The sequence below is a fragment of the Kothea flammea genome, assembly GCF_052161645.1.
GTDB lineage: Bacteria > Planctomycetota > Planctomycetia > Pirellulales > Pirellulaceae > Laterigemmans.
Genome location: NZ_CP197414.1, coordinates 878,123 through 902,651, shown reverse-complemented (window position 1 = coordinate 902,651; position 24,529 = coordinate 878,123). Strand labels below are relative to the sequence as shown.

The 24,529-nt window shown below is 57.3% G+C and carries 23 protein-coding genes; 14 read left to right on the top strand and 9 right to left on the bottom strand.

What is annotated here, in order from left to right; all coding sequences use genetic code 11:
* Window positions 1–4 precede the first annotated feature (4 nt).
* The 8 genes from gcvT (at window position 5) to SH139x_RS03050 (ending at window position 7,808) form a co-directional block, all read left to right on the top strand.
* Complete coding sequence (gene gcvT, locus SH139x_RS03085; protein ID WP_488356151.1) at window positions 5–1,117, top strand: glycine cleavage system aminomethyltransferase GcvT; 1,113 nt, start codon at window positions 5–7, stop codon at window positions 1,115–1,117.
* 32 nt (window positions 1,118–1,149) lie between these two features.
* Complete coding sequence (gene gcvH, locus SH139x_RS03080; protein WP_488353818.1) at window positions 1,150–1,545, top strand: glycine cleavage system protein GcvH; 396 nt, start codon at window positions 1,150–1,152, stop codon at window positions 1,543–1,545.
* Between the two features lie 35 nt (window positions 1,546–1,580).
* A complete protein-coding gene (locus SH139x_RS03075; RefSeq protein WP_488353817.1) occupies window positions 1,581–2,330 on the top strand; it encodes a lipoate--protein ligase family protein in 750 nt (249 codons plus the stop codon).
* Window positions 2,331–2,414: 84 nt separating this feature from the next.
* Entirely contained in the window at window positions 2,415–3,449 is a 1,035-nt protein-coding gene (locus tag SH139x_RS03070; protein WP_488353816.1) for a zinc-dependent alcohol dehydrogenase family protein, read from the top strand.
* Between the two features lie 94 nt (window positions 3,450–3,543).
* Window positions 3,544–4,506 (top strand): DMT family transporter, encoded by a 963-nt coding sequence (locus SH139x_RS03065; RefSeq protein ID WP_488353815.1) that lies wholly within the window; start codon window positions 3,544–3,546, stop codon window positions 4,504–4,506.
* An 82-nt stretch (window positions 4,507–4,588) separates the two neighbouring features.
* Complete coding sequence (locus SH139x_RS03060) at window positions 4,589–5,809, top strand: DUF2786 domain-containing protein (protein ID WP_488353814.1); 1,221 nt, start codon at window positions 4,589–4,591, stop codon at window positions 5,807–5,809.
* A gap of 177 nt (window positions 5,810–5,986) precedes the next feature.
* The gene (locus tag SH139x_RS03055) at window positions 5,987–6,814 is read left to right on the top strand and encodes a transglutaminase-like domain-containing protein (protein WP_488353813.1); all 828 of its coding nucleotides are present in this window, start codon (window positions 5,987–5,989) and stop codon (window positions 6,812–6,814) included.
* A 142-nt stretch (window positions 6,815–6,956) separates the two neighbouring features.
* Entirely contained in the window at window positions 6,957–7,808 is an 852-nt protein-coding gene (locus SH139x_RS03050) for a sulfite exporter TauE/SafE family protein (RefSeq protein WP_488353812.1), read from the top strand.
* An 11-nt stretch (window positions 7,809–7,819) separates the two neighbouring features.
* Here the strand turns inward: SH139x_RS03050 and SH139x_RS03045 are convergent, their stop codons facing one another.
* Window positions 7,820–8,332, bottom strand: a complete 513-nt coding sequence (locus SH139x_RS03045; protein WP_488353811.1) for a methyltransferase domain-containing protein — start codon at window positions 8,330–8,332, stop codon at window positions 7,820–7,822.
* Window positions 8,311–8,565, bottom strand: coding sequence for a hypothetical protein (locus SH139x_RS03040; RefSeq protein ID WP_488353810.1), 255 nt, complete (start codon window positions 8,563–8,565; stop codon window positions 8,311–8,313). The genes SH139x_RS03045 and SH139x_RS03040 overlap by 22 nt, the downstream gene beginning before the upstream one ends.
* A 535-nt stretch (window positions 8,566–9,100) precedes the next feature.
* Here SH139x_RS03040 and SH139x_RS03035 point away from each other — a divergent pair.
* From SH139x_RS03035 to SH139x_RS03020, 4 genes are all read left to right on the top strand, one after another.
* Window positions 9,101–9,784: an FHA domain-containing protein gene (locus SH139x_RS03035; RefSeq protein ID WP_488353809.1), complete on the top strand. Its 684-nt coding sequence runs from the start codon at window positions 9,101–9,103 to the stop codon at window positions 9,782–9,784.
* A 173-nt stretch (window positions 9,785–9,957) separates the two neighbouring features.
* Entirely contained in the window at window positions 9,958–10,518 is a 561-nt protein-coding gene (locus SH139x_RS03030; protein ID WP_488353808.1) for an RNA polymerase sigma factor, read from the top strand.
* Window positions 10,508–11,311 carry an anti-sigma factor family protein gene (locus SH139x_RS03025; RefSeq protein WP_488353807.1) on the top strand — a complete coding sequence of 268 codons (804 nt, stop codon included), beginning with the start codon at window positions 10,508–10,510 and terminating at the stop codon, window positions 11,309–11,311. Before SH139x_RS03030 ends, SH139x_RS03025 begins: the two co-directional genes overlap by 11 nt.
* A 61-nt stretch (window positions 11,312–11,372) precedes the next feature.
* On the top strand, window positions 11,373–14,012 hold the full coding sequence (locus SH139x_RS03020) for a carboxylesterase family protein (protein ID WP_488353806.1): 2,640 nt from the start codon (window positions 11,373–11,375) through the stop codon (window positions 14,010–14,012).
* A 114-nt stretch (window positions 14,013–14,126) separates the two neighbouring features.
* Here the strand turns inward: SH139x_RS03020 and SH139x_RS03015 are convergent, their stop codons facing one another.
* The 3 genes from SH139x_RS03015 to SH139x_RS03005 form a co-directional block, all read right to left on the bottom strand.
* A complete protein-coding gene (locus SH139x_RS03015) occupies window positions 14,127–15,137 on the bottom strand; it encodes a c-type cytochrome domain-containing protein (RefSeq protein ID WP_488353805.1) in 1,011 nt (336 codons plus the stop codon).
* Window positions 15,138–15,335: 198 nt separating this feature from the next.
* On the bottom strand, window positions 15,336–16,946 hold the full coding sequence (locus tag SH139x_RS03010) for a glycine--tRNA ligase (RefSeq protein WP_488353804.1): 1,611 nt from the start codon (window positions 16,944–16,946) through the stop codon (window positions 15,336–15,338).
* A 156-nt stretch (window positions 16,947–17,102) separates the two neighbouring features.
* Entirely contained in the window at window positions 17,103–18,215 is a 1,113-nt protein-coding gene (locus SH139x_RS03005) for an NYN domain-containing protein (RefSeq protein ID WP_488353803.1), read from the bottom strand.
* Between the two features lie 97 nt (window positions 18,216–18,312).
* Here SH139x_RS03005 and SH139x_RS03000 point away from each other — a divergent pair, with 97 nt between their 5' ends.
* Window positions 18,313–18,459 (top strand): hypothetical protein, encoded by a 147-nt coding sequence (locus tag SH139x_RS03000; protein WP_488353802.1) that lies wholly within the window; start codon window positions 18,313–18,315, stop codon window positions 18,457–18,459.
* Window positions 18,456–19,403 (top strand): diacylglycerol/lipid kinase family protein, encoded by a 948-nt coding sequence (locus SH139x_RS02995; protein WP_488353801.1) that lies wholly within the window; start codon window positions 18,456–18,458, stop codon window positions 19,401–19,403. The genes SH139x_RS03000 and SH139x_RS02995 overlap by 4 nt, the downstream gene beginning before the upstream one ends.
* Window positions 19,404–19,785: 382 nt before the next feature.
* Here SH139x_RS02995 and SH139x_RS02990 read toward each other — a convergent pair whose 3' ends face one another.
* From SH139x_RS02990 to flhA, 4 genes are all read right to left on the bottom strand, one after another.
* Window positions 19,786–20,571 (bottom strand): FliA/WhiG family RNA polymerase sigma factor, encoded by a 786-nt coding sequence (locus SH139x_RS02990; RefSeq protein WP_488353800.1) that lies wholly within the window; start codon window positions 20,569–20,571, stop codon window positions 19,786–19,788.
* 63 nt (window positions 20,572–20,634) lie between these two features.
* Window positions 20,635–20,919, bottom strand: coding sequence for a hypothetical protein (locus SH139x_RS02985; RefSeq protein WP_488353799.1), 285 nt, complete (start codon window positions 20,917–20,919; stop codon window positions 20,635–20,637).
* 238 nt (window positions 20,920–21,157) lie between these two features.
* A complete protein-coding gene (locus SH139x_RS02980) occupies window positions 21,158–22,291 on the bottom strand; it encodes a flagellar biosynthesis protein FlhF (protein WP_488353798.1) in 1,134 nt (377 codons plus the stop codon).
* 23 nt (window positions 22,292–22,314) lie between these two features.
* On the bottom strand, window positions 22,315–24,396 hold the full coding sequence (gene flhA, locus SH139x_RS02975) for a flagellar biosynthesis protein FlhA (protein ID WP_488353797.1): 2,082 nt from the start codon (window positions 24,394–24,396) through the stop codon (window positions 22,315–22,317).
* Window positions 24,397–24,529 lie beyond the last annotated feature (133 nt).

Here is a 24,529-nt window from a genome sequence, read left to right as displayed (position 1 = left end):
CAGCATGACTGAGACGCTCCGCGCAACGCCGCTCGCTTCCTGGCATCACGAAGCGGGTGCCGTGATGGCTCCATTTGCGGGCTACGAGATGCCCATTCGCTATGCCTCCATTGTCGAAGAGCACGTTGCTTGCCGAACTCGCGGGGTGCTGTTTGACGTGTCGCACATGGGGCGACTCCGTTTCGATGGTGATGATGCCGCCGCCTTTCTTGACTCGGTGATGACACGTCGGGTTATTGACATGCCGATCGGTGGAGTGCGTTACGGATTGATCTGCAATGAGACGGGCGGGATTCTCGACGATGTGCTGGTCTCGCACTTAGAAACTCCATCCGGCACGGCTTACCATTTGATGGTCGTCAATGCTTCCAACCGACAAAAAATTGTCGACTGGTTGACGCCCCAACTGGCCGAGTTCCCGCGAGTCACAATGACCGACCGGACTGAGCTGACCGCGATGATCGCCGTGCAAGGACCAGCCGTGCTGGAAACCACGGCGAGGCTCTTTGACTATGATCCCCGGCGGTTGAAATATTACCGCGCGGTGGTCACCGAACAGATGGGCAAACCGGTGATCGTCAGCCGCACGGGATACACCGGCGAGGATGGCATCGAGCTGATCGTGCGGGCGGAAGAAGCGCCCCGAATCTGGGAAAACCTACTGATGGCTGGCCGCGACCAACAATTCATCGCCGCCGGACTTGGGGCTCGCGATACGCTTCGTTTGGAAGCCGCCATGCCGCTTTACGGACACGAGCTCGATGAAACCATCGACCCGATTTCAGCCGGCTTGCAGTTTGCCTGCAGCTTGAAAGACCGCCAATTCAACGGTTCCGCCGCGATTGCCGAAGTGCTAACAAGCGGCCCGCGACGAGTACGCGTGGGGATTGTGCCGCAAGGCCGCCGCCCGGCCCGCGAAGGCTGCCCCGTGCTCAACTCGGCTAGCGAACCACTGGGCACGATCACCAGCGGCGCTCCCTCGCCCACCCTCGGCCATCCAATTGCCATGGCCTATGTGGACGTGGCAAGCAGCACCCCAGGGACTGCTGTGCAAATTGACATTCGTGGTAAACACGAACCGGCTGAAATCGTCGCCCTACCTTTCTACAAACGTTAATCGCCCTTTCCTATGTGTGGAGTCCGAAGCTGATGAAACCGTCCGAGCTGCTGTTCGCCGAGTCCCACGAATGGGTTCACGTGAGCGAAGAAAATGGCCAAAAAATCGCCACCATTGGGATCAGCGCATTCGCGATCCAGCAACTCAATGATTTGGTCTACATGGATCTTCCCGAAGTCGGCAAAACCCTCGAGGTGGGCGACGAGTTCGGTGAAGTCGAATCGGTGAAAGCGGTCAGCCCGCTGTACAGCCCGGTAGCCGGTGAGATCACCGAAGTTCACAGCGAACTGCCCGATAACCTGGAAAGCCTCGGCGAAGACCCCTATGGCGAGGGCTGGATTGTGAAAGTGCGTCTCAGCGATGAGTCCAGCTTGAGTTCCTTGATGGACTTTGCCACTTATGAGAAACAAATTGCCGCCGAAGGTTAGCCGCACACCTGCTTGGTCCTTCATTAGTAACCAATATGCAACGATTGTTGATTGACGCGCCCGCTGCGGGAGCCGTAAACATGGCTCGCGATCAAGCCATATTGGAACAGGTGGACCAAGGGGGCGCGGCCACCCTGAGGTTTTATCGTTGGACCGAACCGACGTTATCGCTGGGCTACTTCCAACGCGTGGCCGACCGCCGGCTCCATCCCGCCAGCCAATCACTGACTCTCATCCGTCGCAGCACCGGTGGCGGTGCGATCGTGCATGATCGTGAATTAACATACAGCCTTGCGTTGCCGCTGAGCGATCGCACCAGCGATCGGGCAACCATGCTCTACCGTCAAGTTCATCAAGCAGTGATCGCCGCGCTGGCTGAGTGGCACATCCCAATCGCGCGGTTTGCCGACACGCCCGTCGCTCGCCTCGATCATCCTTGGCCGGAAACATTCCTCTGCTTTCAACGGCGCACCAGCGATGACTTAGTTCTTGCCGGTTATAAGATTGTCGGCAGCGCCCAGCGACGCACGGCCCGCGCCGTCTTGCAACATGGCAGCATTTTATTGGCAGCCAGCCGTCACGCGCCCGAGTTGCCCGGAATCGGTAATTTGATCGCAACCCAAATTGAGCTCACGTCGCTGATCGAAGCGATTACGTTGCAGATCGAACGACAGTTGAACATGCAATTCACCGCTGGCGTTACCCCGCCCAGCGTCGCCGCGCGAACGGAGGAAATTGTGGAAGCCAGATTTGGCAATCCCAACTGGACCGCGCGCCGCCCCTGATGTCATTCACACTCGCCCCACACGTGCCTTGCCCTGCCCTGCCCTATTTGAGCTCCCGCTTCATCACTCCGTTGGTCCGCTTTCATGCAAGCAGCTATCTTTTCGCAGTTCCGCAGCCCGCTGCAAATTTGTGAAGTTGCCGATCTGCAAGCGCATCAAGATGGCGCCATTATTCGCGTGCGGGCTTGTGGCGTGTGCCGCAGTGACTGGCACGCCTGGATGGGACATGACAGCGAGGTGTGTTTGCCGCACGTTCCTGGACACGAGCTGGCGGGCACCGTCGAAGCTGTGGGAGCCAACGTCACACGTTGGCAAGTGGGCGATCGCGTAACGGCTCCTTTTTGCTGTGGCTGCGGCAGTTGTCTCGAATGCCTCAGTGGTAATCCTCACATCTGCGATGCCTACACCCAACCCGGCTTTACCCAGTGGGGTGCGTTTGCTGAGCAAGTCGAAATTCGCTACGCCGATCTGAACCTTGTCGCCATTCCCGAGTCGCTCGATTACGTCACGGCCGCCAGCCTGGGCTGTCGCTTTGCCACCTCGTTCCGCGCGGTCCTCGATCAAGGCCGAGCCTCGGCCGGTGACTGGGTAGCGGTCCACGGCTGCGGGGGCGTGGGGCTATCGGCAATCATGATCGCCCGTGCCGTCGGTGCAAATGTGATCGCTGTCGATATTCAGCCACAACGCCTTCGCGCGGCCAAACATGCCGGAGCGTGCGAGCTGATCGACGCCACCACGAGTGATGTTGTCGAGCGGATACGCCAGATCACAATCCGCGGCGCGCAACTATCGCTCGACGCGCTCGGCAGCCATACCACGTGTTGGAATTCCATCGCCTGCTTGGCAAAACGCGGTCGGCATGTGCAAGTCGGCCTGATGCTCGGTGACCAAGCGGCTCCACCGATACCGATGGCAGCCGTGATTGCCAATGAGTTGGAAGTTTACGGCAGCCACGGCATGCAAGCCTATGCTTACGCGCGGATGTTGCGAATGATAGAAACTGGCCAACTGCAGCCTCAGCAATTGATCAGCAACACCGTATCACTGGCCGAAGGGGCCGAACTGCTGACTCGCTTCGATCAGTTCCCGCACGATGGCATCACCGTTATCGAATGCTAACCACAAACCACAAACCGCTTACTCGCTGACTGCCGGCAGTTCATCACGTTTTATCAATCGTTCTCTCAATCCTTACTTAGCGACTTAGATTCCCTTGAACACTAATGATGCTTCGGTATCAGACGATCCGGCACCCGCGGAACCGAGTGAATGGCGGGGCCGCTTGCAGATTGTGATTGCCGCGACCTTATGGAGCACCAGCGGCTTCTTCGCCAAGTCTCCCTGGTTTGACGCTTGGCCCAGCGACATTCGCGGATTGATGCTGGCATTCTGGCGGAGTTTTTTTGCTTTCCTGATTTTGTTGCCGATCATCCGCCGTCCCCAGTGGCGTTGGCAGATGTTGCCGATGATGATTTGTTTTGTGGTCATGGTATGGTCATTCATGACAGCCATGGTGCACGGACCTGCGGCTAACGCGATTTGGCTGCAATACCTCTGTCCCGTTTGGGTGTTGATCATCGGCGTCGGCGTCCTGAAAGAACGGGTCACTCGTCACGACGTGGTGATGTTTATTTTTTGTTTAACCGGAGTCATGTTGATCTTGACGATGGAACTGCGGGGAGGTGGCTCGATCTACGCGAGCCTGATGGGAGTCCTCAGCGGTTTGACTTACGCCGGCGTGGTGATTTCCATGCGGAGCATGCGGGGCGTTGACCCTGCTTGGCAAATCACTTTGAATCATGGCGCAACGGCGTTGTGTCTTTCACCTTGGGTGTTCACGCAATCGTTCGACATTTCCTTTTCCGCTTACGCCGCGCTGGGACTATTTGGTGTTTTCCAAATGTCGCTCCCCTACGTGTTGTTTGCCCGCGGGCTGAAGACGACCCCCAGCCCGGAAGCTTCGGTGCTGACGTTGATGGAACCGATCTTGGTACCGGTGTGGGTCTTCATCGCCTGGAGTCACCATCCCACTTATGAAGCGCCCCGTTGGTGGACGTGGGCCGGTGGTCTATTGATCCTCACCGGCCTGCTCTGCCGCTATCTCCCACAACTGATCAAGGCGCTCAGAAAAACCTCGCGGGGAACCATTTCACCAGCAGCGTCAAAAGGGTTATAATCGCCGCCGGCGGGCGTCAGCAGACTGCGGCGGGTCGTCAGTTCAAGCACATCGGTGAGAGGCATTGGGAGCCAGCGGCGTTATGGATTTCATTTGGAACGACGGCGGACGAGCCGCCTCGGGTTTTGTCGGCTCAACAGGTGATTGCGTCGTTCGCGCCATCGCGATCGCCACTGGTTCAGCTTACCGCAATATCTACGATGCGATTGGCCAAACCAGCTGCAAATCACCGCGTAACGGCGTCGAGCTGCAGTTTGCCAATGAGTATCTACAAACCATTGGCTGGCAAAAAGTCGACGGAGGTAACTTGCCATTCAATCTCGATTCGCTACCCAAGGGTATCGTGATCGTCGATTTAGCCAAACGCAACGGTCGCTCCTGCCATTTCACCACGGTGATTGATCGCGTCGTTCACGATACTTGGGATCCGAGCGATGATGAGTGCTATTTTGTGCAATCGTTCTGGACCAACCCGGTGCAACACACCGACTCTAAAGCACTCCGGCTTGGCCCGCAGCGAACATCCAGCCGCGAACAGGAGCTGACGCAGGGTGAATTTGAAAAGATCCTCAAACGACTGCGAGCCCTGGAAAGCACAGCCAACAACGGTGCCAGCGCCGAAGGAGAAAAACGAAACGCGCTGCGAATGATGCAGACCTTGATGTTGCGGCACAATCTAACCCGCGAAGACATTCGTCAAGACGATAACGTGGACAATGTGATGTTCACGCGCAGGGCTTGCCCTCTAAATGGGCGGCGGGCGTGCCGCTGGGAAAAGTCACTAGCGAGGTACGTGACTACGGAGATTTTCCCCTTGGTCCAATGGTATTACTCAACTAAGAAAAATCGCACCCTGATCTGGTTCTACGGCTCGGTATCTGACGTCGAGAACGCGATCGCGCTGTACCGCGAGTTGCTGCTGACGATCGCCACGGCAGCATACTTACGTTTTCGCGGCCACACCCGCGGCAGCGGCGCATCGTACGCGGAAGGTTACGTGGCTGGCTTGCCTCGCGCTGGCGATCTGAGCGAGCATTCCAACGACCAGGACCAAGCGACAACCGACATCGGTGATGAGACGCTCAGCAGCCGCGCGCTGATTCACGCCCGCACGATCGCCGTTCACACCGCGGCGACGCAATGGTTGGCTGAGGAATGTGACATCCGCCTCGCCTACTCGACGTCGCGGCAACGCGACCTCCACGACCCGGCTGCGGCGAGCCTTGGCCAAGTTCACGGCGCTTCGCATAAAATCACTCGTCCTGATCAACCCGCCAGACTGAGTTATAGAAGCCAGTCGTGAACACGGCTAACGGGTCGCGAGCCGTTATTATTTTCCGGCTGAAGGCTTTAGTCGACTCGCTTTTTCCGCTAGAACAACGCTTGGATGGCATCGCGGATGCCGTCGATTGATCCTTGCCAAAAGGATACTGCTGAACCGCCCTCCCTTGGGCGAGCCGGCTTTGAAACGGAAAGCGATATGCTAATCCAGGTTGGTTTCGAGATCGGATTTGAATCTCCGCAACCGGCGCCGATGCTTTTGATGCTGTATCTGCATCCCTCGCGAGAGCTGACCACTCGCCAACCCGATCGGTTGCAAGTGACCCCCGCGCTGCCGATCTCCGAGTATTACGATTTGTATGGCAATCGCTGCGGACGCATGGTGGCCCCCGCTGGTCGCGTCGTGTTTCGCAACCAAGCGCTGGTGGAAGATTGCGGGCTGACCGATCTGCAAGCTCCACAGCTGGGTCAAGCCGAGGTTCAAGACTTGCCCGCGGACGTCCTGCTGTACTTGCTTGCCAGCCGATACTGCGAAGTCGACACGGAGCTCCGCGATGTAGCCTGGAGTTTATTCCAAAACGAGACGCCGGGCTGGCCACGCGTGCAAGCCATCTGCGACTATGTGCACCGGCATATTCGCTTCGATTACCAACAAGCCCGCGCCAACCGCACCGCCCTGGATGTGTACCGCGAGCAAGTTGGGGTCTGCCGCGATTATATGCATTTGGCGATCACCTTCTGTCGCGCGTGCAACATCCCAGCCCGCTACTGCACGGGCTACTTGGGTGACATTGGCGTGCCGCCGGCAAATTCACCCATGGATTTCAGCGCGTGGTTCGAGGCCTACCTCGGAGGCCAATGGTATGCCTTTGACGCCCGCAACAATGTGCCCCGCATCGGCCGCGTATTGATGGCGCGGGGGCGGGATGCCGCCGACGTGGCGCTGACAACCACGTTTGGTGTCAACCAACTCCAATCCTTTAAGGTTTGGACCAGGGAAGTTAGCCAGGCGCCGGCAACGCATTGACACCTCGAAAGGTGGCGATATAACAAGCAATCGCCGGGGCTGGTTTTTCGGAGATTCGACGCGCGAGCTTCGACGCTGGCGACAGCGACTGGTAACCGAGGCGGTCGGAATTTAGGAGTGCGCCACCCCGAGGAGGGTGCGAATGTTTGGTCTAGCGATCCTGTTCGGAATCTTGGTCGGATTTGCCTTGGGGTTGACCGGCGGAGGTGGCGGCATCTTCGCCGTGCCGCTGTTGGTTTACGGGCTGGCCGTGGCGCCGCGTGAAGCGGTCGGCATTTCACTGGCAGCGGTCGGCGGCACAGCTTTGTTTGGTGCCGTTCCCCGAATGGTTCGCGGTCAAGTTGAGTTGCGAACCGGCCTGCTATTTGCCGTCGCGGGCATGCTGGGGGCCCCCGTCGGATCTTATTTGGCGACGCTGATTCCGGAAAATTTGTTGCTGGTGCTATTCGCGGTGCTGATGTTTGTCGTGGCTCAGCGAATGTGGGCCAAGACCAGCAAACCGGTTCCGCCCAGCGATGAACCAGCCAGCGATGAACCGGCCAGCGATGAACCAGCCAACCGGCAAGCAGCGGCCGACCGTGGTGCGTGCCAACGGGACGCCGATGGGACGTTGCGGTTGACTTCCAAATGCGCCCGGTTGTTAGCCACAGTGGGCTTATTGACGGGAATTCTGTCGGGGCTGTTTGGCGTGGGAGGGGGCTTTGTGATCGTGCCGGCGCTGGTCTTATTCAGCGGCATGGAGATTCACCGAGCGGTCGGCACGTCGCTGTTCGTGATCGTGCTGATCAGCATCAGCGGAGTCACATCGCACGTGTTGGCTGGCAACGCGTTGTCATTGGAGACGACGCTGCAATTCATGCTGGGAGGATTTGCCGGCATGTGGCTGGGCGGGATTGTCGCCAAACGCTTGCGAGGCCCCACCCTGCAGAAAACCTTCGCGATCGCGGTTGTGGTCGTGGCGATGTTCGTGATTACGAAATCGGTTTTCTTGTAAGCGATGTCAAATTAATTGGCCATTGCCGAACCGGTCTTTTTCAGCACGGCATACATCGTGTCGCTGGAGGGTAACTTGTCAAGGAATGACTGTCGGCAAACGAAGCCGGCTTCCGCGGCCAGGCAACGCAGAGTGGCCGGAGTGAAATAGTTTGTGTGATCAGGAAAGCGAAATCCGCACCACTTGTTGCCGCGGAGAACGCGGTTTACGCAGGCAAAATTTGGCACCTTGAGCACGATGATCGCTTGGTCGGTGAGCGCGTCGCGGAGACGTTGCAACAACAACAGCGGCTGGCTTTCGTGCTCCAAAAATGAAGACATCACCATCACGTCGAGACTCTTTGGCTCCAGCGCTGAAACGCCAGCGATCGCGCTGGCTTGAATCACCTGTCCTCCCAGCGGCGAGACGACCTCCTGCGCGACTTTGGCGCTGTTAATGGAGACTTCGATTCCGCTGGGGATAACGGTTTGATTTTGTCGCTGAAAGCGGCTGCATGGTTCTTTCAGCTGCCCCCCATGCCACAACCGATATCCAGCAGCCGAATCGGCGCAGCGGACATAGTTGTTGGTAAATGAGCCGAAGCGAGCGTAAAAAAGCGGTTTCGCTTGGGGAACAAACGATACTTTGTGTGCTTTGCCAACAGCGAGATACGACTGATCACCGGTTCCGCTTGGCGGCGACGCTGCTTTTCAGCCAGGGCGGTGACTTCCCAAGCGAACTCCGATTCCAGTCGAGAGTAATCGGGCGGGTTTTGCAAAAAAACAAATTGGGACTCGCGGCACCGCAAAATTTTCCATTGACCGCTGGAAAACGGCGTCGGCTCAGCGACAGCGTACGCCCCAAGATTGGACAGAGTACCTCCACGATACTAACTCTCTCGATTGGGCGGATTTTTACGGACACCGCCGTCAACATCGACATACCGGGCCTGAGTCTTGCCACGAATTGGCTTAGGTACAGCGGAAAGAGCAGCTCCGGCGGGATAGCATAATGTCCCTACAGGCAGGGATGCCTATTCCACTGCCTCTGATCTCTTCTGGGGGGCCGAGTGGGTACCCGGCTTGATTCTAGCCGTCAGACAGTTCATAACGTTCTACGGGTTATTCATTATTTTTACTTCCCCCAGATACCTTCCACATCCCGGCGGAGTTTTTCACGGTTACTTTATATTTTTTTAGGACCGATCAACTCAGCACACACCTCTTGTCCGTGGCCTTAGCGGGAACGAGAAGGCCACGAAGTTCGAAACCGTCAACTTTTGTGTTAGGTGCGGCATGCAGGTATTCCTTAAAGTGGCAACTGGAAGCCACGCTGGCAAGGAAATTGCGATCGTTACGGAAAAATTCCTGATTGGGCGTAGTGACGATTGTCAATTGCGACCGAAAAGTGAGTCGGTGAGCCGACGGCACTGCATTGTGGTCGTCCGCGATGGCCGAGTCCTTGCTCAGGACCTGAAAAGTCGCAATGGGACGTATGTCAACGAGAAACAACTGCCACCCGAGCGGGCCAAGGTCTTGAAGGCTGGGGATGTTCTGCGGGTTGGCAAATTAAGCTTCGAGTTGGTCATCAAGGTTCCTGTGGGAGGAGCTAAGAAGCCCCAAGTGAAGGACGTCGCCGATGCGGCAGACCGGACTGTCAAGGCTGCTTCGGACAGTCGCTTTGAAGATGTGGACATCAGTTCCTGGTTGGATGAAGCGGATCAAATTGACCGCGTGAGAAAAACATCCGACCCGGATACCCGCCAACTGCGGCTCGACGAAACAATCTCGGGGAGCATCGACAGCGGTGAACTGTCGGTATCCGACACCCTCTCTAAGGCCGAGGAAGCAGCTGAAGACCCGGAAAAACGGGTGCCAACGAAAAGACCCCCCAAAAGTGCTCCCGGCAAGCTGCCGAAGATTGCCAAAGGGCTTGAATCGGCCGATTCCCGTGATGCTGCCGATGCGGCGCTGAAGAAATTTTTTGGCGGACGTTAAGCACTCAGGGGTGTTGAAAATTGCTGTCTTTTCAGCAGGCGACTGAGCAAATCACGGTTTAAATTTTGTTTTTTTGCCAGCGCTGCGAAACTTTGGGGCGTCGCGTCGAATACACCTCGTACCCGCTTCGCTCCCATTTTGCGATTGCCAATTTCGGCAACAGTTGTGACACCGTGAACGAACCAACAAACTCCCTCCTGGTCAACCGATATCTAAACCACGATGCGTCGGCTTTTGCACAGCTGGTGGGTCGGTATCAGGATGTCGTTTTTCGGCTTTGTTTTTCGATGTTGCGGCACCGCCAAGATGCTGAGGATGCGGTCCAAGAGACATTCTCGCGAATGGCCAAGCACCTTGATCACTGGGATTCCAAGCGGCCGCTCGAGCCATGGTTGCTAACGATTGCTGGCAACCGCTGTCGCACGCTGTTGGCCAGGCGTCGTCCCGTACTGCCGCTGATCGACAGTTCAGAGCCGGCCACCGATGCAGCCGAGCAACAGCGACGCGCCGATATCTTGGAAGAGGAATTATTGGTAGCCATGGATGAATTGCGTAAGGATCACCGTCAGGCTTTCCTGCTGTTTCATCAGCAGCAACTATCCTATGCCGAAATCGCCGCACGCATGGACTGTCCGGTGGGCACCGTGAAAACTTGGGTACACCGCGCTCGCAACGTGCTGATCGAACGATTGCGGGAACGCGAGGTTGTAACGGAGAGCCGCCATGCAATGTAGTGAATTCGAGAATCGCCTCAACGAACTGCTCGATCAACGACTCGATCCTGCCAGCGACCAAGCATTGGCGCGGCACGCGGGGCATTGCGGGCGCTGTGAGCAAGATCTCTCCGGTTGGCTGACGCTGGCCCAACAACTGCCGAGCCTCGAGCTGAGCCGGCCCCACGAGCAAAATCCGCTCAGTAAGCAACCAGTGCTGGCTGCTAATAACCTCGCAAAGAACGCTGGTCATGTGGAAGTCAGCCCTGCTGGCCGAAGTCGGCAGCGACGCCGGGATCGGCAAACGACGCAGCCCCCGCATCGCCCTGCCCTGCTGACGGCCATCGTCAGCGCTGCGGCAGTCTGGTGCGGGGTCATGCTATGGCCCGGGCATTCAGGCGAAGGGACGCGACTAGAAACCAGTTTGCTGACCGCCAGCGAGCTGCCCACAACGGAGCTGGCAGGAAATTTTATGGGACCTCGAGAAGCCACCGTCGCGCACGTGTCTCAGAAAAAATTGATGGACCCGGCGGACGGTACAACCTACCCCGTTCAGGCTGCCTTGGTGCGGACGATTGATTTCGACCGCATCAGCGCAAACGTCTCGACACCTCACTGGTGGGGATCGATGATGGTGGCGGCTTGGAAGCCGGTCGATCCATTAACGACCAGCATCCGTCCGTTGACCGAATCATTTCAGACGGCACTTCAGCTACTCACTCCCCGCAGCACCCCTGCAACCAGCACACCTCCGTCGGCGGCTCCTGAGGATGCTGCGGTGGATCGTAAGAGATTCTTAGCATCCATCGCCTAGCATGGGTTATGCTGGAGCAGAGACGGGGCACCGTTCCTTTGCTTCTCATCACAGGTTTCCCATGGGTCGACACATCGCGCGGAATGGTTGGTTCTGCGGCTGGTTACTTGCCAGCCTCACGGCGACATCTTTTTGCCAAGCCGAGACGATCGTTCGTTTGACCAACGGCTACGAACTTCGCGGCAACGCCCAGCAGTGGGTTGGCTTGAACAAGAACGCTGCTGCGGCCGGTGCGGGTATTGGTGGTGGGTTGCCGCTGTTGATGGTTGACGATGGGCTCAAGCGAACCTTCGTGCACAATCGTGCCATGGTCGCCAGCACAGCCGACTCGGGCGATCTAATTCTCAGCATCCCGATTTGGCAAGCGGTCGCCCGCAGCTCCAACCAGGTCGCCGCCGTCACGGCAAACACTTGGGCGACTCCTTTTAACGCTCACGGCCGACGCTGGATCAACACGGCGACCGCCAACGGACCACTGCGAGTTCTGCAAGGCATTACGGAGATTAACGCGCGTTACGTGCAAGTCCAAGGCTTGCAGACTGCGGTCTCATACGAATGGGAAATGCGCCTGGCAACCGACTCCATCCCGGCCGATACCTTTCAACGGATCTTCGAGGAGGCAATCGAGCGAACCGATTTGGACCGCCGTCTCGAAGTGGTCAATTTCTTTATCGAAGCCGAACGGTTTGCCGACGCGCGGCGAGAGCTGCAAGCGGTGATTGCCGATTTTCCCGAAGCAAACCATCTCTCCGATCGCCTCAAAGCACTGACTCAGCGGGAAGCAAGGCAAATTCTCAACGAAGCACTCGTGCGCCGCGATGCGGGCCAATATCAGCTGGCTTTGACCATGCTGCAAAACTTTACCAACGTGCAAGGAATCGCCAGAGAGCGGCGACTGGAGGCGCAAGACTTCATTGACGAATTGACCGGGCAAGCGAAAACGGCAGGCAAGCTGCTCGAGCAACTCGAACAACAAATCTCGCAACTGCCCGCCGGCCAAGACAAAGGCCTCAATGACTTTGTGCAAGTCATACGACGGGAGATGACTTTTGACACTTTTACCCGCTTGAACGATTACCAGCGGCTGGGGAGCGAAGCCACGATCCCGCTGGAGAACCGGGTTTCGCTCGCGATCGGCGGCTGGCTGCAGGGACCCGGCAGCGGCATGCAGAACTTGGCCGTCGCGCGTTCCCTCATCGCTGTCCGCCAGCTAGTCAGCGAATACTTAGCATCGAGCGATGCGTTGCAACGCGCTCAACTGCTCAAGCAACTCGAAGATCTCGAGGGCGCACGACCCGAGTATATCGCCCGCCTGTTGCCCACGCTGCCGCCACCAGTCCCTTTGCCGATCGTGGAAAACGCCAATCCAGCGGCGGCGGGCCCTCAAAACCCGGCGGCCGGCCCGGCACCCCAAGTACCGGTCTTACCGGCCATCCAACCAAACGTGCAACCGGTGACCAGGCCCGCCAGTCAAGATCCAGCCAGCCAAGATCCAGCTGAACAGGCTCCAGCGGGAACGAATACGAATGGAGAGGCGGCTGCGGACCGACCCCCAGCCAACCCGGCCGACGCGGATCCACAGGCGGCCGGAGCGGTTCCTGCAGCCGCAGCGGGCAACATGGGTGCGGCGGCCGATGCGGAGAAACCGCCCGGCTATTTTGAACTGGAGATTGAGACCAATCGCGGTCCGGTCACTTACGTTTTGCAGCTCCCACCGGAATATCATCCACTGCGCAAATACCCGACCGTCGTCGCCTTGCATCCACTCGACACGCCGCCGCAAGCCGAAATTCAGTGGTGGGCTGGGCGGTATGACGTCAACATGGGCATGCGGACGGGGCAAGCCAGTCGTCGCGGCTACATTGTGGTCGCTCCCAAGTGGACGCGTGACGGTCAATCGCAATACGAATATACGCCGATTGAACACCACCGCGTGCTGGCGGCCTTGCGAGATGCCATGCGACGCGTATCGATCGATACCGATCGTGTCTATTTGACGGGCCACTTAGCCGGCTCGACAGCCGCCTGGGATATCGCCCTCTCGCATCCTGATCTCTGGGCCGGGCTGGTCTGCATCGGTGGCACAGCGGGTAAATACATCATGTTCTATGGTCCCAACGGTAAATACGTACCGATGTATTTCGTCACCGGTGACATGGCGGCCAGTTCGTCATTGATTCAGAACGGCACCGAGCTGGATGATTACATGAAACCGGGCTACGACGTGATGGTGACGCTCTATCGCGGGCATGGTGATAGTTATTTCTATGAAGACATCAATAACATTTTCGACTGGATGAGGCTCAGCTCCCATCGTCGATCGGCTCCGCCGCGAGACATTGAGACCGTCACGATGCGATTGGGCGACCAATTTTTTTGGTGGCTCGAATTGCCCAGTTTGCTAGAAAGCGTGCCGATTAATCCCGTGCTATTCGATCAAGAAAAACGCCGCCGCGCCGGTCCCATCTCGGCTCGCGTGGGAGACAACAATCAGATTCGCATCGGCTCGGCACCATCGCAAATGTATACCGTGTTGCTCTCTCCAGAAATGGGCGTCGACATGAATCAACCGATCTCGATTCGTGCCAATGGCCGTAATTTCAGCCATGAATTTGCCGGCTCGATTGAATTCATGCTGGAAGACGGTCGCCGCCGCGGCGACCGCCAACATGTCTACTGGGATGCAGTCACGATTCCGTAACGGGTGGTACAGGAATTGGGGACTAGCTCAGGGGCTCGCGGGGCGAGGCGGGAAACGTGCTAGCCAATAACCTCCTTCACCGCACGAGGCGAGCTCGTGGGGGTCGTGTGCTCTTCACTCTTCACTCTTCACCTTGGGGCCTGCTTCTGGCTCCGCTTTGAGATGACTGAATGCTTTCGTGTAAAAGTCAGCTCCGTAGGTCAACTCACCACCTTGATGACCGACTAAGCCGACCATCGCCGCCAGCGCCAACAATCCAGTCTTCCAAATAAAGTTCAATCGCTTGCTTGATTTTTTAACTCCCATCAGGGCGATCAGGGCAAGCAGCAGGGATAGCGCAGCCACGATCGTGCCGCTCCAGCGATGCGCGTTCACTTCCTCACCCCAGCCCGCTTGGTAACCGGGATAACCTTGCGTGGCGGCAAAGGACCAACCCATCGCGCTGGACACCACTGCCGTGACGCTGCCGATCAACAAACATGCCAGCGGAATTTGAGTACCAACTTTCGGCCACACGACTCCCAACACAACGAACAATCCGCCAATCGTTAGCAACGCAATCGGAAAGTGAACCGTCGCCGGATGGAAATACCCCTGAAAAGCCCACACGCGATCTACCGAGCTGCGCGATTTCACGGGAGCCGGATCGGTGGCCGCGGCGACGTCCTCGGCCTTGGCACCCGCCGCTGGAGGTTGCAAACTAACGCCCTCCGGCCAATCAGCCCCTTCCTCAATCCACACTCGCACCAATGCCAATTCGCCAGCCGACAAGGGGCCGCCATGGGAAGGCGGAGGCATCAGCATGTCGGGATCCTCGGCAATCAAATAGTCGGCATACAACATACTGAAGGCGGCGTCTGCTGGTTCGATGTAGCCCAATACGGCGTCACGATCATCGATCTCAAACCCGGCTTTGGCTTTATTACCAGCGTGACATTCGAGACAATGTTCGACGAAAATCGGCGCGATGTCGCGTTCAAATTGGACAATATGCCCCTCCGCATCGGTAGCCGGTTGCGCGTCCTGGGCCGCTCCGACTATGGGTGCGAACCCCAGCAAGCAGAGGAACACACCCGCGTTGACAAATGGACGAACAGCACCGCGACGATGTCGAAAATTCAGCATGGAATAACAGATCCTATGTATCAGGACGAAGACAGTTCAGCGAAGGCCGACTCACTTGCCCGAGCCGGCATACTAACGAGCGAACTGGGGGGGCGGGAGGCATACTCTAGCCTTTTACTAACTCTTATGCTCAACCGCCATTATCTCAGCATCTGAACCGCGCCGCCAGTTGATTGGCGAAGAATTTCGCAACCTACCTCAACTGGCTCCTTGGATCCGCGCCTTCAGCTCGGCTACCAAGTCCTTTGACGCGACTCGCCACTGCTCTAGCGAGTCCCGATCGCGGACCGTCACGGAGCCATCATCGAGCGTTTGTCCATCGACGGTCACGCAGAAGGGCGTGCCAACTTCGTCTTGCCGTCGATAGCGGCGACCGACCGCCCCTTTCTCGTCATAGAAAGTCGCCATCTCTTGCTTGAGTTGGCCATAAATTTCTTGCGCCGCCTCGGGCATGCCATCCTTCTTGACCAGCGGAAACACAGCCGCCTTGATGGGAGCCAAACGGGGATGGAACTTCATCACCGCTCTGGTCTGCAGTTTGCCATTTTCATCCGGCGCCTCATCCTCGCTGAAGGCTTCACACAGGAACGCCAACACACCCCGGTCTGCTCCCGCACTGGGCTCGATCACGTGGGGGATAAACCGCTCGCCACTGATCTCGTCGCGATAGCTCAAGTCACGTCCACTGCCGCGATACTTAGGCTTACCATGCTCGTTTAGCTCGACCTCCAAGGGATTGGTGTCGGGATTGAGCTTGCCTTCCATATGGCTGCGAAGATCAAAATCACCACGGTGCGCGATCCCTTCCAGTTCGCCAAATTCGCCTTCCGCTAAAAAGGGAAAGGCGTATTCAATATCTGCCGTGCCGGTGCTGTAGTGGGCTAATTCATCGGCGTGATGTTCGCGGAGACGAATCGAATCACCACTCAACCCCAAGTCGGTGTACCAACGCACGCGACGATCGCGCCAGTAGCGATACCACTGTTGCGATTGATCGGGAGGACAGAAAAATTCGATCTCCATCTGCTCGAATTCACGTGACCGAAAAGTAAAGTTGCGCGGTGTGATTTCGTTGCGGAAACTCTTGCCAATCTGAGCAATCCCGAATGGGACTCGGACCCGACTGCTGTCCAACACGTTTTTGAAATTGACGAAAATCCCCTGCGCCGTTTCGGGGCGGAGAAAGGCCACATCGTCTTCACCACCGAGCGCGCCGAGCGTGGTCTTGAACATTAAATTGAATTCGCGGGGCTCGGTCAGCGTCCCCAGTTCATTGGCGTCCGGCCCCAACACTTGATCGAATTCGCTCAACGTATCCAAGCTGACGATCGGTCCGTCGTAGCCAAGCCGCTCGAGATCTTTACTGCGGAGCTTGAAAAATTTGAGCGCCTTGCGCTGAATCTCAGCATCCTCCTCTGCCGCTTCGACAGCCGTGGCGACGAAGATTTTGCGGTCGTCGACTTTGGCCCATCGACCGCGAACTTGGTCAAAGCGATAACGCTTTTTCGACTGCCGGCAATCGACCATGTAGTCGTGAAACAAGTCATAGTGTCCGCTGCATTTCCAAACCTGGGGATGCATCACGATCGTCGAATCAAGGCCCACCATTTCATACGTCCCCAGAGCGCCGGCCGGAGTCAGCAATTCGTTGTGGCTGGAGATCATGTCTTGCCACCATGCTTCCTTGACGTTCCGCTTCAGCTCGACCCCCAGCGGCCCGTAGTCCCAAAAGCCTTGCAGACCACCATAGATCTCGCTGGACTGAAACATGAATCCCCGTCGTTTGCACAACGAGACTATTTTTTCCATCGAAATCATCGCGCTGTTGGCCTACCGGTGCAAAGGAAAGAAAGCGTGCAAAGCAAGGAAAACAAGGAGCAGCAGGAAAAACTGCCGCCAGCAGCAGTTTAGCGACCTCAGGGCTCATCCAGCCAGGGGCCCCCGATGCTGACCGCCCGTTAGCGGCTACTCGCCATCGAGCAAGTCCTCGCCGTAACCCTCGGGGAACGGGTTGGCCAGATTTGCATCCAGCTGATGATTCGGACCTGAGGCCGGCCGGCCCCCCGCACCCCGCTTAAGATCCCGCCCAACATCTCGACTAGCCTTCCGATTAGCTCCCGCGGTCGGGGTCAAACTCGCCGGGGCAGCTGGATGTTTTTTCGCAGACTTATTTTTGGTGACAGGCTTTTTCGCTGGGGGCTTTTTCGCTGGGGGCTTTTTCGCTGGGGGCTTTTTCGCTGGGGGCTTTTTCGCTGGGGGCTTTTTCGCTGGGGGCTTTTTCGCTGGGGGCTTTTTCGCTGGGGGCTTTTTCGCTGGGGGCTTTTTCGCTGGGGGCTTTTTCGCTGGGGGCTTTTTCGCTGGTGACTGTGTCGCTGGGGGCTGGTTGCTTGCTGCCGGCGTTAACTTAGGCTGAGCACTGACGAGCGGCTTATCGCCAATTTTCTTAGCAACTTTCCTGGGCGCGGCTGGCCGTTTGCTATCGCGCCGGGCAGTTGGCTCGGCGAACCACTCCAGCCACTGCTGCAACTCCTCCTGATCGGTCGGCGGCTGCGGTTTTTCGTGTCCCGGCAGCGAAGTGTTTGTTTGTATGTCACCCGCGGCCCCTGATAATTCGGCTGGCAATCCAGTTGGCGATCCAGTTGGCGCTCGCCGGGGCGGCCAGGGAATCGCCAAACGGGGCCCTCGCTCCAACAGATCGGCGTACCACACGTCGGCATCAAAGAAAGTGGCCCCCCGTCTCGATGCGGCTCGCTGAATGCGATGATCCGAAGAGATCACCGTTAGCCGCTTGGGAGTTGCGTGCCGGGTGATAATCTCCTCCAACAAATCATCCGCTTCGCGATGATCGACGGCGAAGCGAATTTGGATCCGGAGTTGCACAAACTCGCTCGACCGACCCCGCGGCGGCTTGCTGGCGTCGAAGACCAAACAGGTCTGCGCTGCCAATTCCGGGTCCAAGTGCTCGGCCAAACGATGAATCAGTCGTTGCCTCGCTTTTTCCAACCAGCGATCGCCCCGGCCGCGATGCAGCACATCGGACTGATGCAGCAAGTTGTAAGCGTCGATTAACAACAACATATTCGCCTCATCGGCGATTTGGCACCGAGTTTGCTCCTAGCAATGAGACCAGCCGCAAAGACCAGCACACATTTTTTCCCAACCTGCAGTGTAGCCGTTGGCGGCCACTAAACAAACCACCACCTGGGCCCCCAAGCTCGCCACCATGACGGAAATCTCTCAAGAAATGATTGAAAACGATCAAATCTTGATCGAAATCTACCACGCGATGAAGGCAGACCAACGGCGGTTTCTCGCTTCATGACCTCCACACCTGGGCAGCAACCGCGGACGCTGGTGGCTTGGAATCCGCGAGCCGGGAATGCCGGCAACGCGGCCGAGGCGTTTGCTTTTCTGCGAGCTCAACCCGCGGTCGACATCGTCGAAACTGAATCGCACGAACACTTGCGGGCGTTGGCTGGCCGCGCGACAAGCGACGGCTATCAACGTCTGGTTATGGCTGGCGGCGATGGAACCGTTAACGATGCCGTCACGGGGATTGCCGAACAAGGCTTGAGTGACGCCCCCGAGCTGGCGATCTTGCCAATTGGAACGGCCAACGATTTCGCCTTTACGTTGGCGATGCCCGACGATTACTTGGTGGCGGCGGCGCGATGTTTGACTGGCGTGCCACGAGCGATCGATTTGGTCAGTTGCCAAGTCGGCGAGGCGGAGCGTTATTTTCTGAACATTGCCGCCGGCGGCAACAGCGACGCGGTCACTCGTTCGTTAACCCCCGAGATGAAAGCCCGCTGGGGAGCTTGGGTGTATCTGCGCGGCGCAATGCAAGTCATGGGCGACCTGACATCTTTTCATGTCTCCATCCGCTTTGAACATTCCCAAGTCCCGTTCGAAGTCGATCTTTGGAACTTGCTGATTGCCAACGGGCGGACGAATGCCGGACATTTGCCAGTCGCTCCGCGGGCCAATCCAGAAGACGGGTTGCTAGATGTGATTATGATTCGCGACGGCTCAGTCAGCGACCTGCTAGGGTTAACCTCGCGTTTTTTGCTACAGGACTATTTGGCATCGGAGCAAGTCATTTTTCGACAAGTCCGCAGTTTGGAATTAACCAGTTCCCCTCCCCTGCCCTTTTCGCTCGACGGCGAGCGGACGGAGATATCCCCCAGCGTGGTGCGATGTTTGCCAGCAGCGCTATCAATGATTGTGGGGGCGAACTATCAACCGTCAACGCAGAAGTCCAGTTAGTTGGAGAGAAGTAATGCGCGCACCAGCGTTTAACAATTAGCCGCAGGCGTACTTTGTAATGGGAGCGAGTACGCCTTCGGCTGACGGTTAAACGATTTTTTGAGCGGCATTGCGTTTAACAGTTAGCCGCAGACGTACTTTGTAATGGGAGCGAGTACGCCTTCGGCTGACGGTTAAACGATTTTGAGCGGCATTGCGTTTAACAGTTAGCCGCAGGCGTACTTTGTAATAGAAGCGAGTACGCCTTCGGCTGACTGTTAAACGATCGCACGCCTCTGGCTGACTGTCAAACGAAAAACCCCGGTGAGCATATCTTTGCAGATAAGCTAACCGGGGTTCATTCGATAATTATATAATAAGAACCGTTGATCTGGCGGCAGGTTTAGGTGCCGAACTCGGGTCTGCGATAGCCGAGTTGTTGTTGCAAGCGGTTAACGATGGCGCTGTGCATTTGGCTGACGCGTGATTCGGAGAGGTCCAAGGTGGCACCAATCTCCTTCATGGTCAATTCTTCGTAGTAGTAAAGAATAATGATCAAGCGTTCGTTACGATTCAGACCCTTGGTGACCAACCGCATGAGATCGGTCTTTTGGACTCGGCGAGTGGGATCTTCGCCTTTCTTATCCTCGAGCACATCGATCTCGCGGACGTCCTTATAGCTGTCGGTCTCATACCATTTTTTGTTCAATGATACCAAGCCGACCGCGTTGGCTTCGGACTGCATTTTCTCCAGTTCCGCCATACTGATGCCCATATGTTCGGACAGTTCAATATTGGTGGGCTGGCGACCATACTTGGTCTCCAGTTGTTTGTTGGCCTCGGCCAACTTGCTCGCCTTGCTACGGACCAATCGGGGAACCCAATCCATCGTCCGCAGTTCATCCAACATGGCACCTCGAATCCGAGGCACGCAGTAGGTTTCGAACTTGACACCTCGGTTCAGATCGAACGCATCGATAGCGTCCATCAAACCGAAGATCCCAGCGCTGATCAAGTCGTCTAATTCAACGCCATCGGGCAGTCGCTGCCAGATCCGTTCGCCGTTATAGCGAACAAGCGGCATGTATTGTTCAACCAGCCGATTCCGAAGAGTTTTATTCCCCGGCTCGGCTCGGTACTGGGTCCAAACCTGCTGGATATCATCGTTAGACGTGACCGTCGCAGCCATTCAATCCTCCGTGATCGAGCGATCGCCTGCTGTATGTTTCCGACCCGACAATAACTTACGCTCCTAGGCATCCGGCCTGGGAAGCTCGTCAGTTGTCGGTAATTCGTCGCCTGTAGATTGAAATTCACTACGGAACCAATCCAACCGACGCCGATACTGATTCTCTATATCCTGGCGAACCAGGTAATCCATGATGGAGCCGGCCAACCATCCTAAGATGGCAAAACCAAATAACGCACCAATTCCCGAGCGAATACAATCGACCGCTGCCTCTCCGGCCAGCGTCCCACGGAGGATGACCGTGGCCAACGCAATCGCTCCTAACGAAGCGGCGAAAGCCCCTGCCATATTGTTCCCACCCGAAAGTGCTTAAAGTCGGTCCGAAAGTCTTTTTGGCTCTGAGCAACTGATCACGACTGGATCAAGCCGCCAAGTTGTTATCGGTTAGCGACCGCAAGCATGTTTAACTAAATTTCCTTTGTTGGCAAATTCTTTTCAAAGCAACTTTTCGGCACAGTTCGCCTGGTGTACCACGACGGTTTGCCGCCCCCGCAAGGTTGCCTGCCGGGAAGCTGTTGATTACGCTTCATCGCCCGATCACCGCAAGACCACTGGCCCAACTTGCCACTTCCCCAGCGACAGCGGGACGCAAATCTTCCGGCACTTGTTGACCGGTTGTCAAATAGGTTAGCCCCAGTCCGGCAGCCAGCACCGCGGCCAGCATCCCGGCTGGATGCAAGACTTCGTCGGTCTTGCTAATAATCACACCGCTCGGTTGAAAGCTCGAGAATGCTTGCAGACAGCTACGCGTCGCCGCGATCGAGCTGTTGGCATCCAAGACTAAATGCGTTTGATCGGGTTGGAGCAGCGGCAGCAGTTGTTGCAGCTGCCGCAATTGATCGCTGCCCCGAGGACTATGGCCACCGGTATCGACAAATATTTGCTCACAGTCGCTCAACTTGGCCCGCGCCGCCGGCACATCGTGCGCGCTGCGGATCACGGCCAAGGGAACTCGCATCGCTGCCGCGTAGGCTTCCAGTTGTTCCACCGCCGCGGCGCGAAACGCATCGAGCGTCACCAAGCCGACCTTGGCTTTAGCACCCAAACGCGCATTGGCGGCCAGCTTGGCGATCGTCGTGGTCTTGCCAACGCCGGTGGCACCAATCACGGCAATCACTCGTTGACGCTGGCCAAGCTCGCCTGCTGAATCGCCTGCTGGATTATTTACTGGATCGCCGTGCGATGGGATCACGCGGAGCTGCGAGCAGAGCCAATTTGCCAAGCCGAGTCGCAGCCGCGCCAAGGTGGCATCGGCTTCGTCGACGTTGGTATCATCCTGCCAAACAATCCCCAGGCGAGCAGCCAGTTGAGCGGGTGGCTGTTGGGAGTATTGCGGATCGTCGAGCGTGGCGGCCAACCACTGTTCCGCCAGCCTCGGGGGCAGACCTTCTGCGGCGAGCGCTTCACTGAGCGTATCGGCTGCCCATTGGCTTTTGGCAACCGCCACCTCGCTAGCTGCTGGCTCCACCGATCGCTCACTAGCTGATGGCTCCACCGATCGCAGGCCGGCGGTCACCTCGACACGTTGCCGGCCGAGCATGCCCCACAACCCGGAGCTGACATTGCGAGTGTGCAAGATTGTGGCCTCTGGCCCCATCTGCTCTCGGATCGTCGCCAAAGCGGCATAGAGATCGGCGGCTTGGAATGTGCGAATATGCATAGGGCTTTACGAGGTTCCTGCCATCATTCATCACCACCGGCGACACCCATCGATTCGATCGCGGTGTCTTGGGTGATTTCGAGGTAAGACAACACGCGGAGATCGGGAATGGCCGAGAGTGTCAGTTTGCGAACTGCCGGACGCACGCGCGGGTCAACCAGCATGACGGGCGTCACTCCGTGCGTAACCAATACTTTGGCCGCGTTGAGAATGCGTCGGTTGAGTTGCTCGATCGCTTCGGGTTGCAATCGCACGATCAGTCCTGATTCGTTGTGCTCCACCCCTTCGCGAATCACATCTTCCAGCGCCGGGCTGAGGGTGATCACATGCAGTCGATCGTTTTGGTCGCGATAGCGAGTGCTGATCGTGCGGGCCAACCGCTGCCGCACGCGTTCGACCAACCAGATCGGATCTTTGGTGCGGCCGACATGATCGCCCAGCGTTTCCAGAATGATCCCCAACTGGCGAATGGGGACATCTTCGCGGAGCAACATCTGCAGCACTTGTTGGACTTCCGAAAGCTTCATCTGCCCGGGGATCAATTCCTCGACCACCGCTGGGGAAACTTCTTTGAGTTCATCGAGCAGGTGTTTGGTGGCATCACGCGTCAACAATTCATCGGCGTGCTTACCAACGATGCGTTGCAAGTGGGTGATCAAGACGGCGTTCGGTTCGGCGATCGTGTAGCCGTAAATCGCAGCCTGTTCGCGGCGTGCCGGATCGATCCAGACGGCCGGTTGACCATAGGTGGGATCACGCGTCGTTTCGCCTTCGATGACGCCGGTGGTCATGCCGGAGTCGATTGCCAACAATTGCTCGGGGCGAACAATCCCCCGCCCCACCCTGGCTCCGGAGATATGAAATTCGTAGCGATGCGCCTCGAGGTCTTCGCTGTCACGCACTCGCACTTTGGGCAACAACACACCGATATCCTCAGCGATCCGATTGCGGATTCCGGTAATGCGTGACATTAAATCTCCGCCCCGCTGCGGGTCGGCCAATGCCAACAAGCCCCAGCCCAACGACAGTTCCATCGGATCGACCGCCAAGTAATCCTCGGGTCGTTTGTCCGCGGGTGCCGCAGCCGATTGTTCTTCGATTTCTTTTTGCCGAGCGGCCCGCGCGTCATCGCGGCGACTCTGACGACTCATCACAATCGCCAACCCAAAACAGCCAATCCCTAAAGTGGCCATTGGCAAAGCGGGCAGTTTGGTGACCATCATGAACATCAGGAACACACCCGCGATCGCCATCGCGCGGGGGTTGCCCAACAGTTGCTCCATGAACTCTTGCGGCAGGTTGGAAGTCTTAGCACTTCGCGTGACCAACAAACCGGCGGCAAGCGAAATGAACAGCGCGGGAACTTGGCTGACCAAGCCATCGCCGATCGTCAACTTTGTGAACAGGCTTGCCGCATCGCCGAATGACATGCCATTGCGATAGGTGCCGATGTAGAGGCCGCCGATCACGTTAATGATCATGATGAAGATGCCCGCCACCGCATCCCCCCGCACAAACTTACTGGCACCATCCATGGCCCCATAGAAGTCTGCTTGGCGGCTGATTTCTTCGCGACGACGCTGCGCATCATGCTCGTCAATAATACCCGCATTCAGGTCGGCATCAATCGCCATTTGACGGCCGGGCATCCCATCCAGGGCAAACCGAGCAGCCACCTCACTGATCCGCGTCGACCCTTTGGTGATCACCACGAATTGAATCACGACAATGATGATGAAAATGATGAGACCGATCTCCACGCGGTCTCCAGCCACAAACTCACCAAAGCCTTGAATCACACCACTTAAGTCGCCACCACCCTGCTTGCCCGCTTCTGACAGGATCATACGAGTGGTGGCAACGTTCAGCACCAAGCGGGCCAACGTGGTAGCCAACAGCAAGGTGGGGAAGATACTGAACTCCAACGGACTACCCACGTAAACCGTCGTCAGCAAGACGATCACCCCCACGGTGATGTTGGCCGCCAACATCAAGTCCATCAAGAACGGGGGCAACGGCACCAGGATCACGACAAGGCTGCCGACGATCGCCAGTGGGAGGATGAGGTCGCGATAGCGAGCTAGTTGTTGCACGTCTGAGTCCAACCGTCCGTTCTTCCTGGTCACCGGCTCTCCGTGGCCGGCAACTTCCGCGAACGCACCTTACTCAAAACGTGTCAAACCGGTCCAGATCGGTTGCTATCCAATCGAAACTTGAAGGAATCATTCAAAAAGATTG

Excerpts from the sequence above, each read along its gene's own strand:
- gcvT (WP_488356151.1), top strand. The coding sequence starts at position 5 with ATGACTGAGACGCTCCGCGCAACGCCGCTCGCTTCCTGGCATCACGAA.
- gcvH (WP_488353818.1), top strand. The coding sequence starts at position 1,150 with ATGAAACCGTCCGAGCTGCTGTTCGCCGAGTCCCACGAATGGGTTCAC.
- SH139x_RS03075 (WP_488353817.1), top strand. The coding sequence starts at position 1,581 with ATGCAACGATTGTTGATTGACGCGCCCGCTGCGGGAGCCGTAAACATG.
- SH139x_RS03070 (WP_488353816.1), top strand. The coding sequence starts at position 2,415 with ATGCAAGCAGCTATCTTTTCGCAGTTCCGCAGCCCGCTGCAAATTTGT.
- SH139x_RS03060 (WP_488353814.1), top strand. The coding sequence starts at position 4,589 with ATGGATTTCATTTGGAACGACGGCGGACGAGCCGCCTCGGGTTTTGTC.
- SH139x_RS03055 (WP_488353813.1), top strand. The coding sequence starts at position 5,987 with ATGCTAATCCAGGTTGGTTTCGAGATCGGATTTGAATCTCCGCAACCG.
- SH139x_RS03050 (WP_488353812.1), top strand. The coding sequence starts at position 6,957 with ATGTTTGGTCTAGCGATCCTGTTCGGAATCTTGGTCGGATTTGCCTTG.
- SH139x_RS03025 (WP_488353807.1), top strand. The coding sequence starts at position 10,508 with ATGCAATGTAGTGAATTCGAGAATCGCCTCAACGAACTGCTCGATCAA.
- SH139x_RS03020 (WP_488353806.1), top strand. The coding sequence starts at position 11,373 with ATGGGTCGACACATCGCGCGGAATGGTTGGTTCTGCGGCTGGTTACTT.
- SH139x_RS03015 (WP_488353805.1), bottom strand. The coding sequence starts at position 15,137 with ATGCTGAATTTTCGACATCGTCGCGGTGCTGTTCGTCCATTTGTCAAC.
- SH139x_RS03010 (WP_488353804.1), bottom strand. The coding sequence starts at position 16,946 with ATGGAAAAAATAGTCTCGTTGTGCAAACGACGGGGATTCATGTTTCAG.
- SH139x_RS03005 (WP_488353803.1), bottom strand. The coding sequence starts at position 18,215 with ATGTTGTTGTTAATCGACGCTTACAACTTGCTGCATCAGTCCGATGTG.
- SH139x_RS02995 (WP_488353801.1), top strand. The coding sequence starts at position 18,456 with ATGACCTCCACACCTGGGCAGCAACCGCGGACGCTGGTGGCTTGGAAT.
- SH139x_RS02990 (WP_488353800.1), bottom strand. The coding sequence starts at position 20,571 with ATGGCTGCGACGGTCACGTCTAACGATGATATCCAGCAGGTTTGGACC.
- SH139x_RS02985 (WP_488353799.1), bottom strand. The coding sequence starts at position 20,919 with ATGGCAGGGGCTTTCGCCGCTTCGTTAGGAGCGATTGCGTTGGCCACG.
- SH139x_RS02980 (WP_488353798.1), bottom strand. The coding sequence starts at position 22,291 with ATGCATATTCGCACATTCCAAGCCGCCGATCTCTATGCCGCTTTGGCG.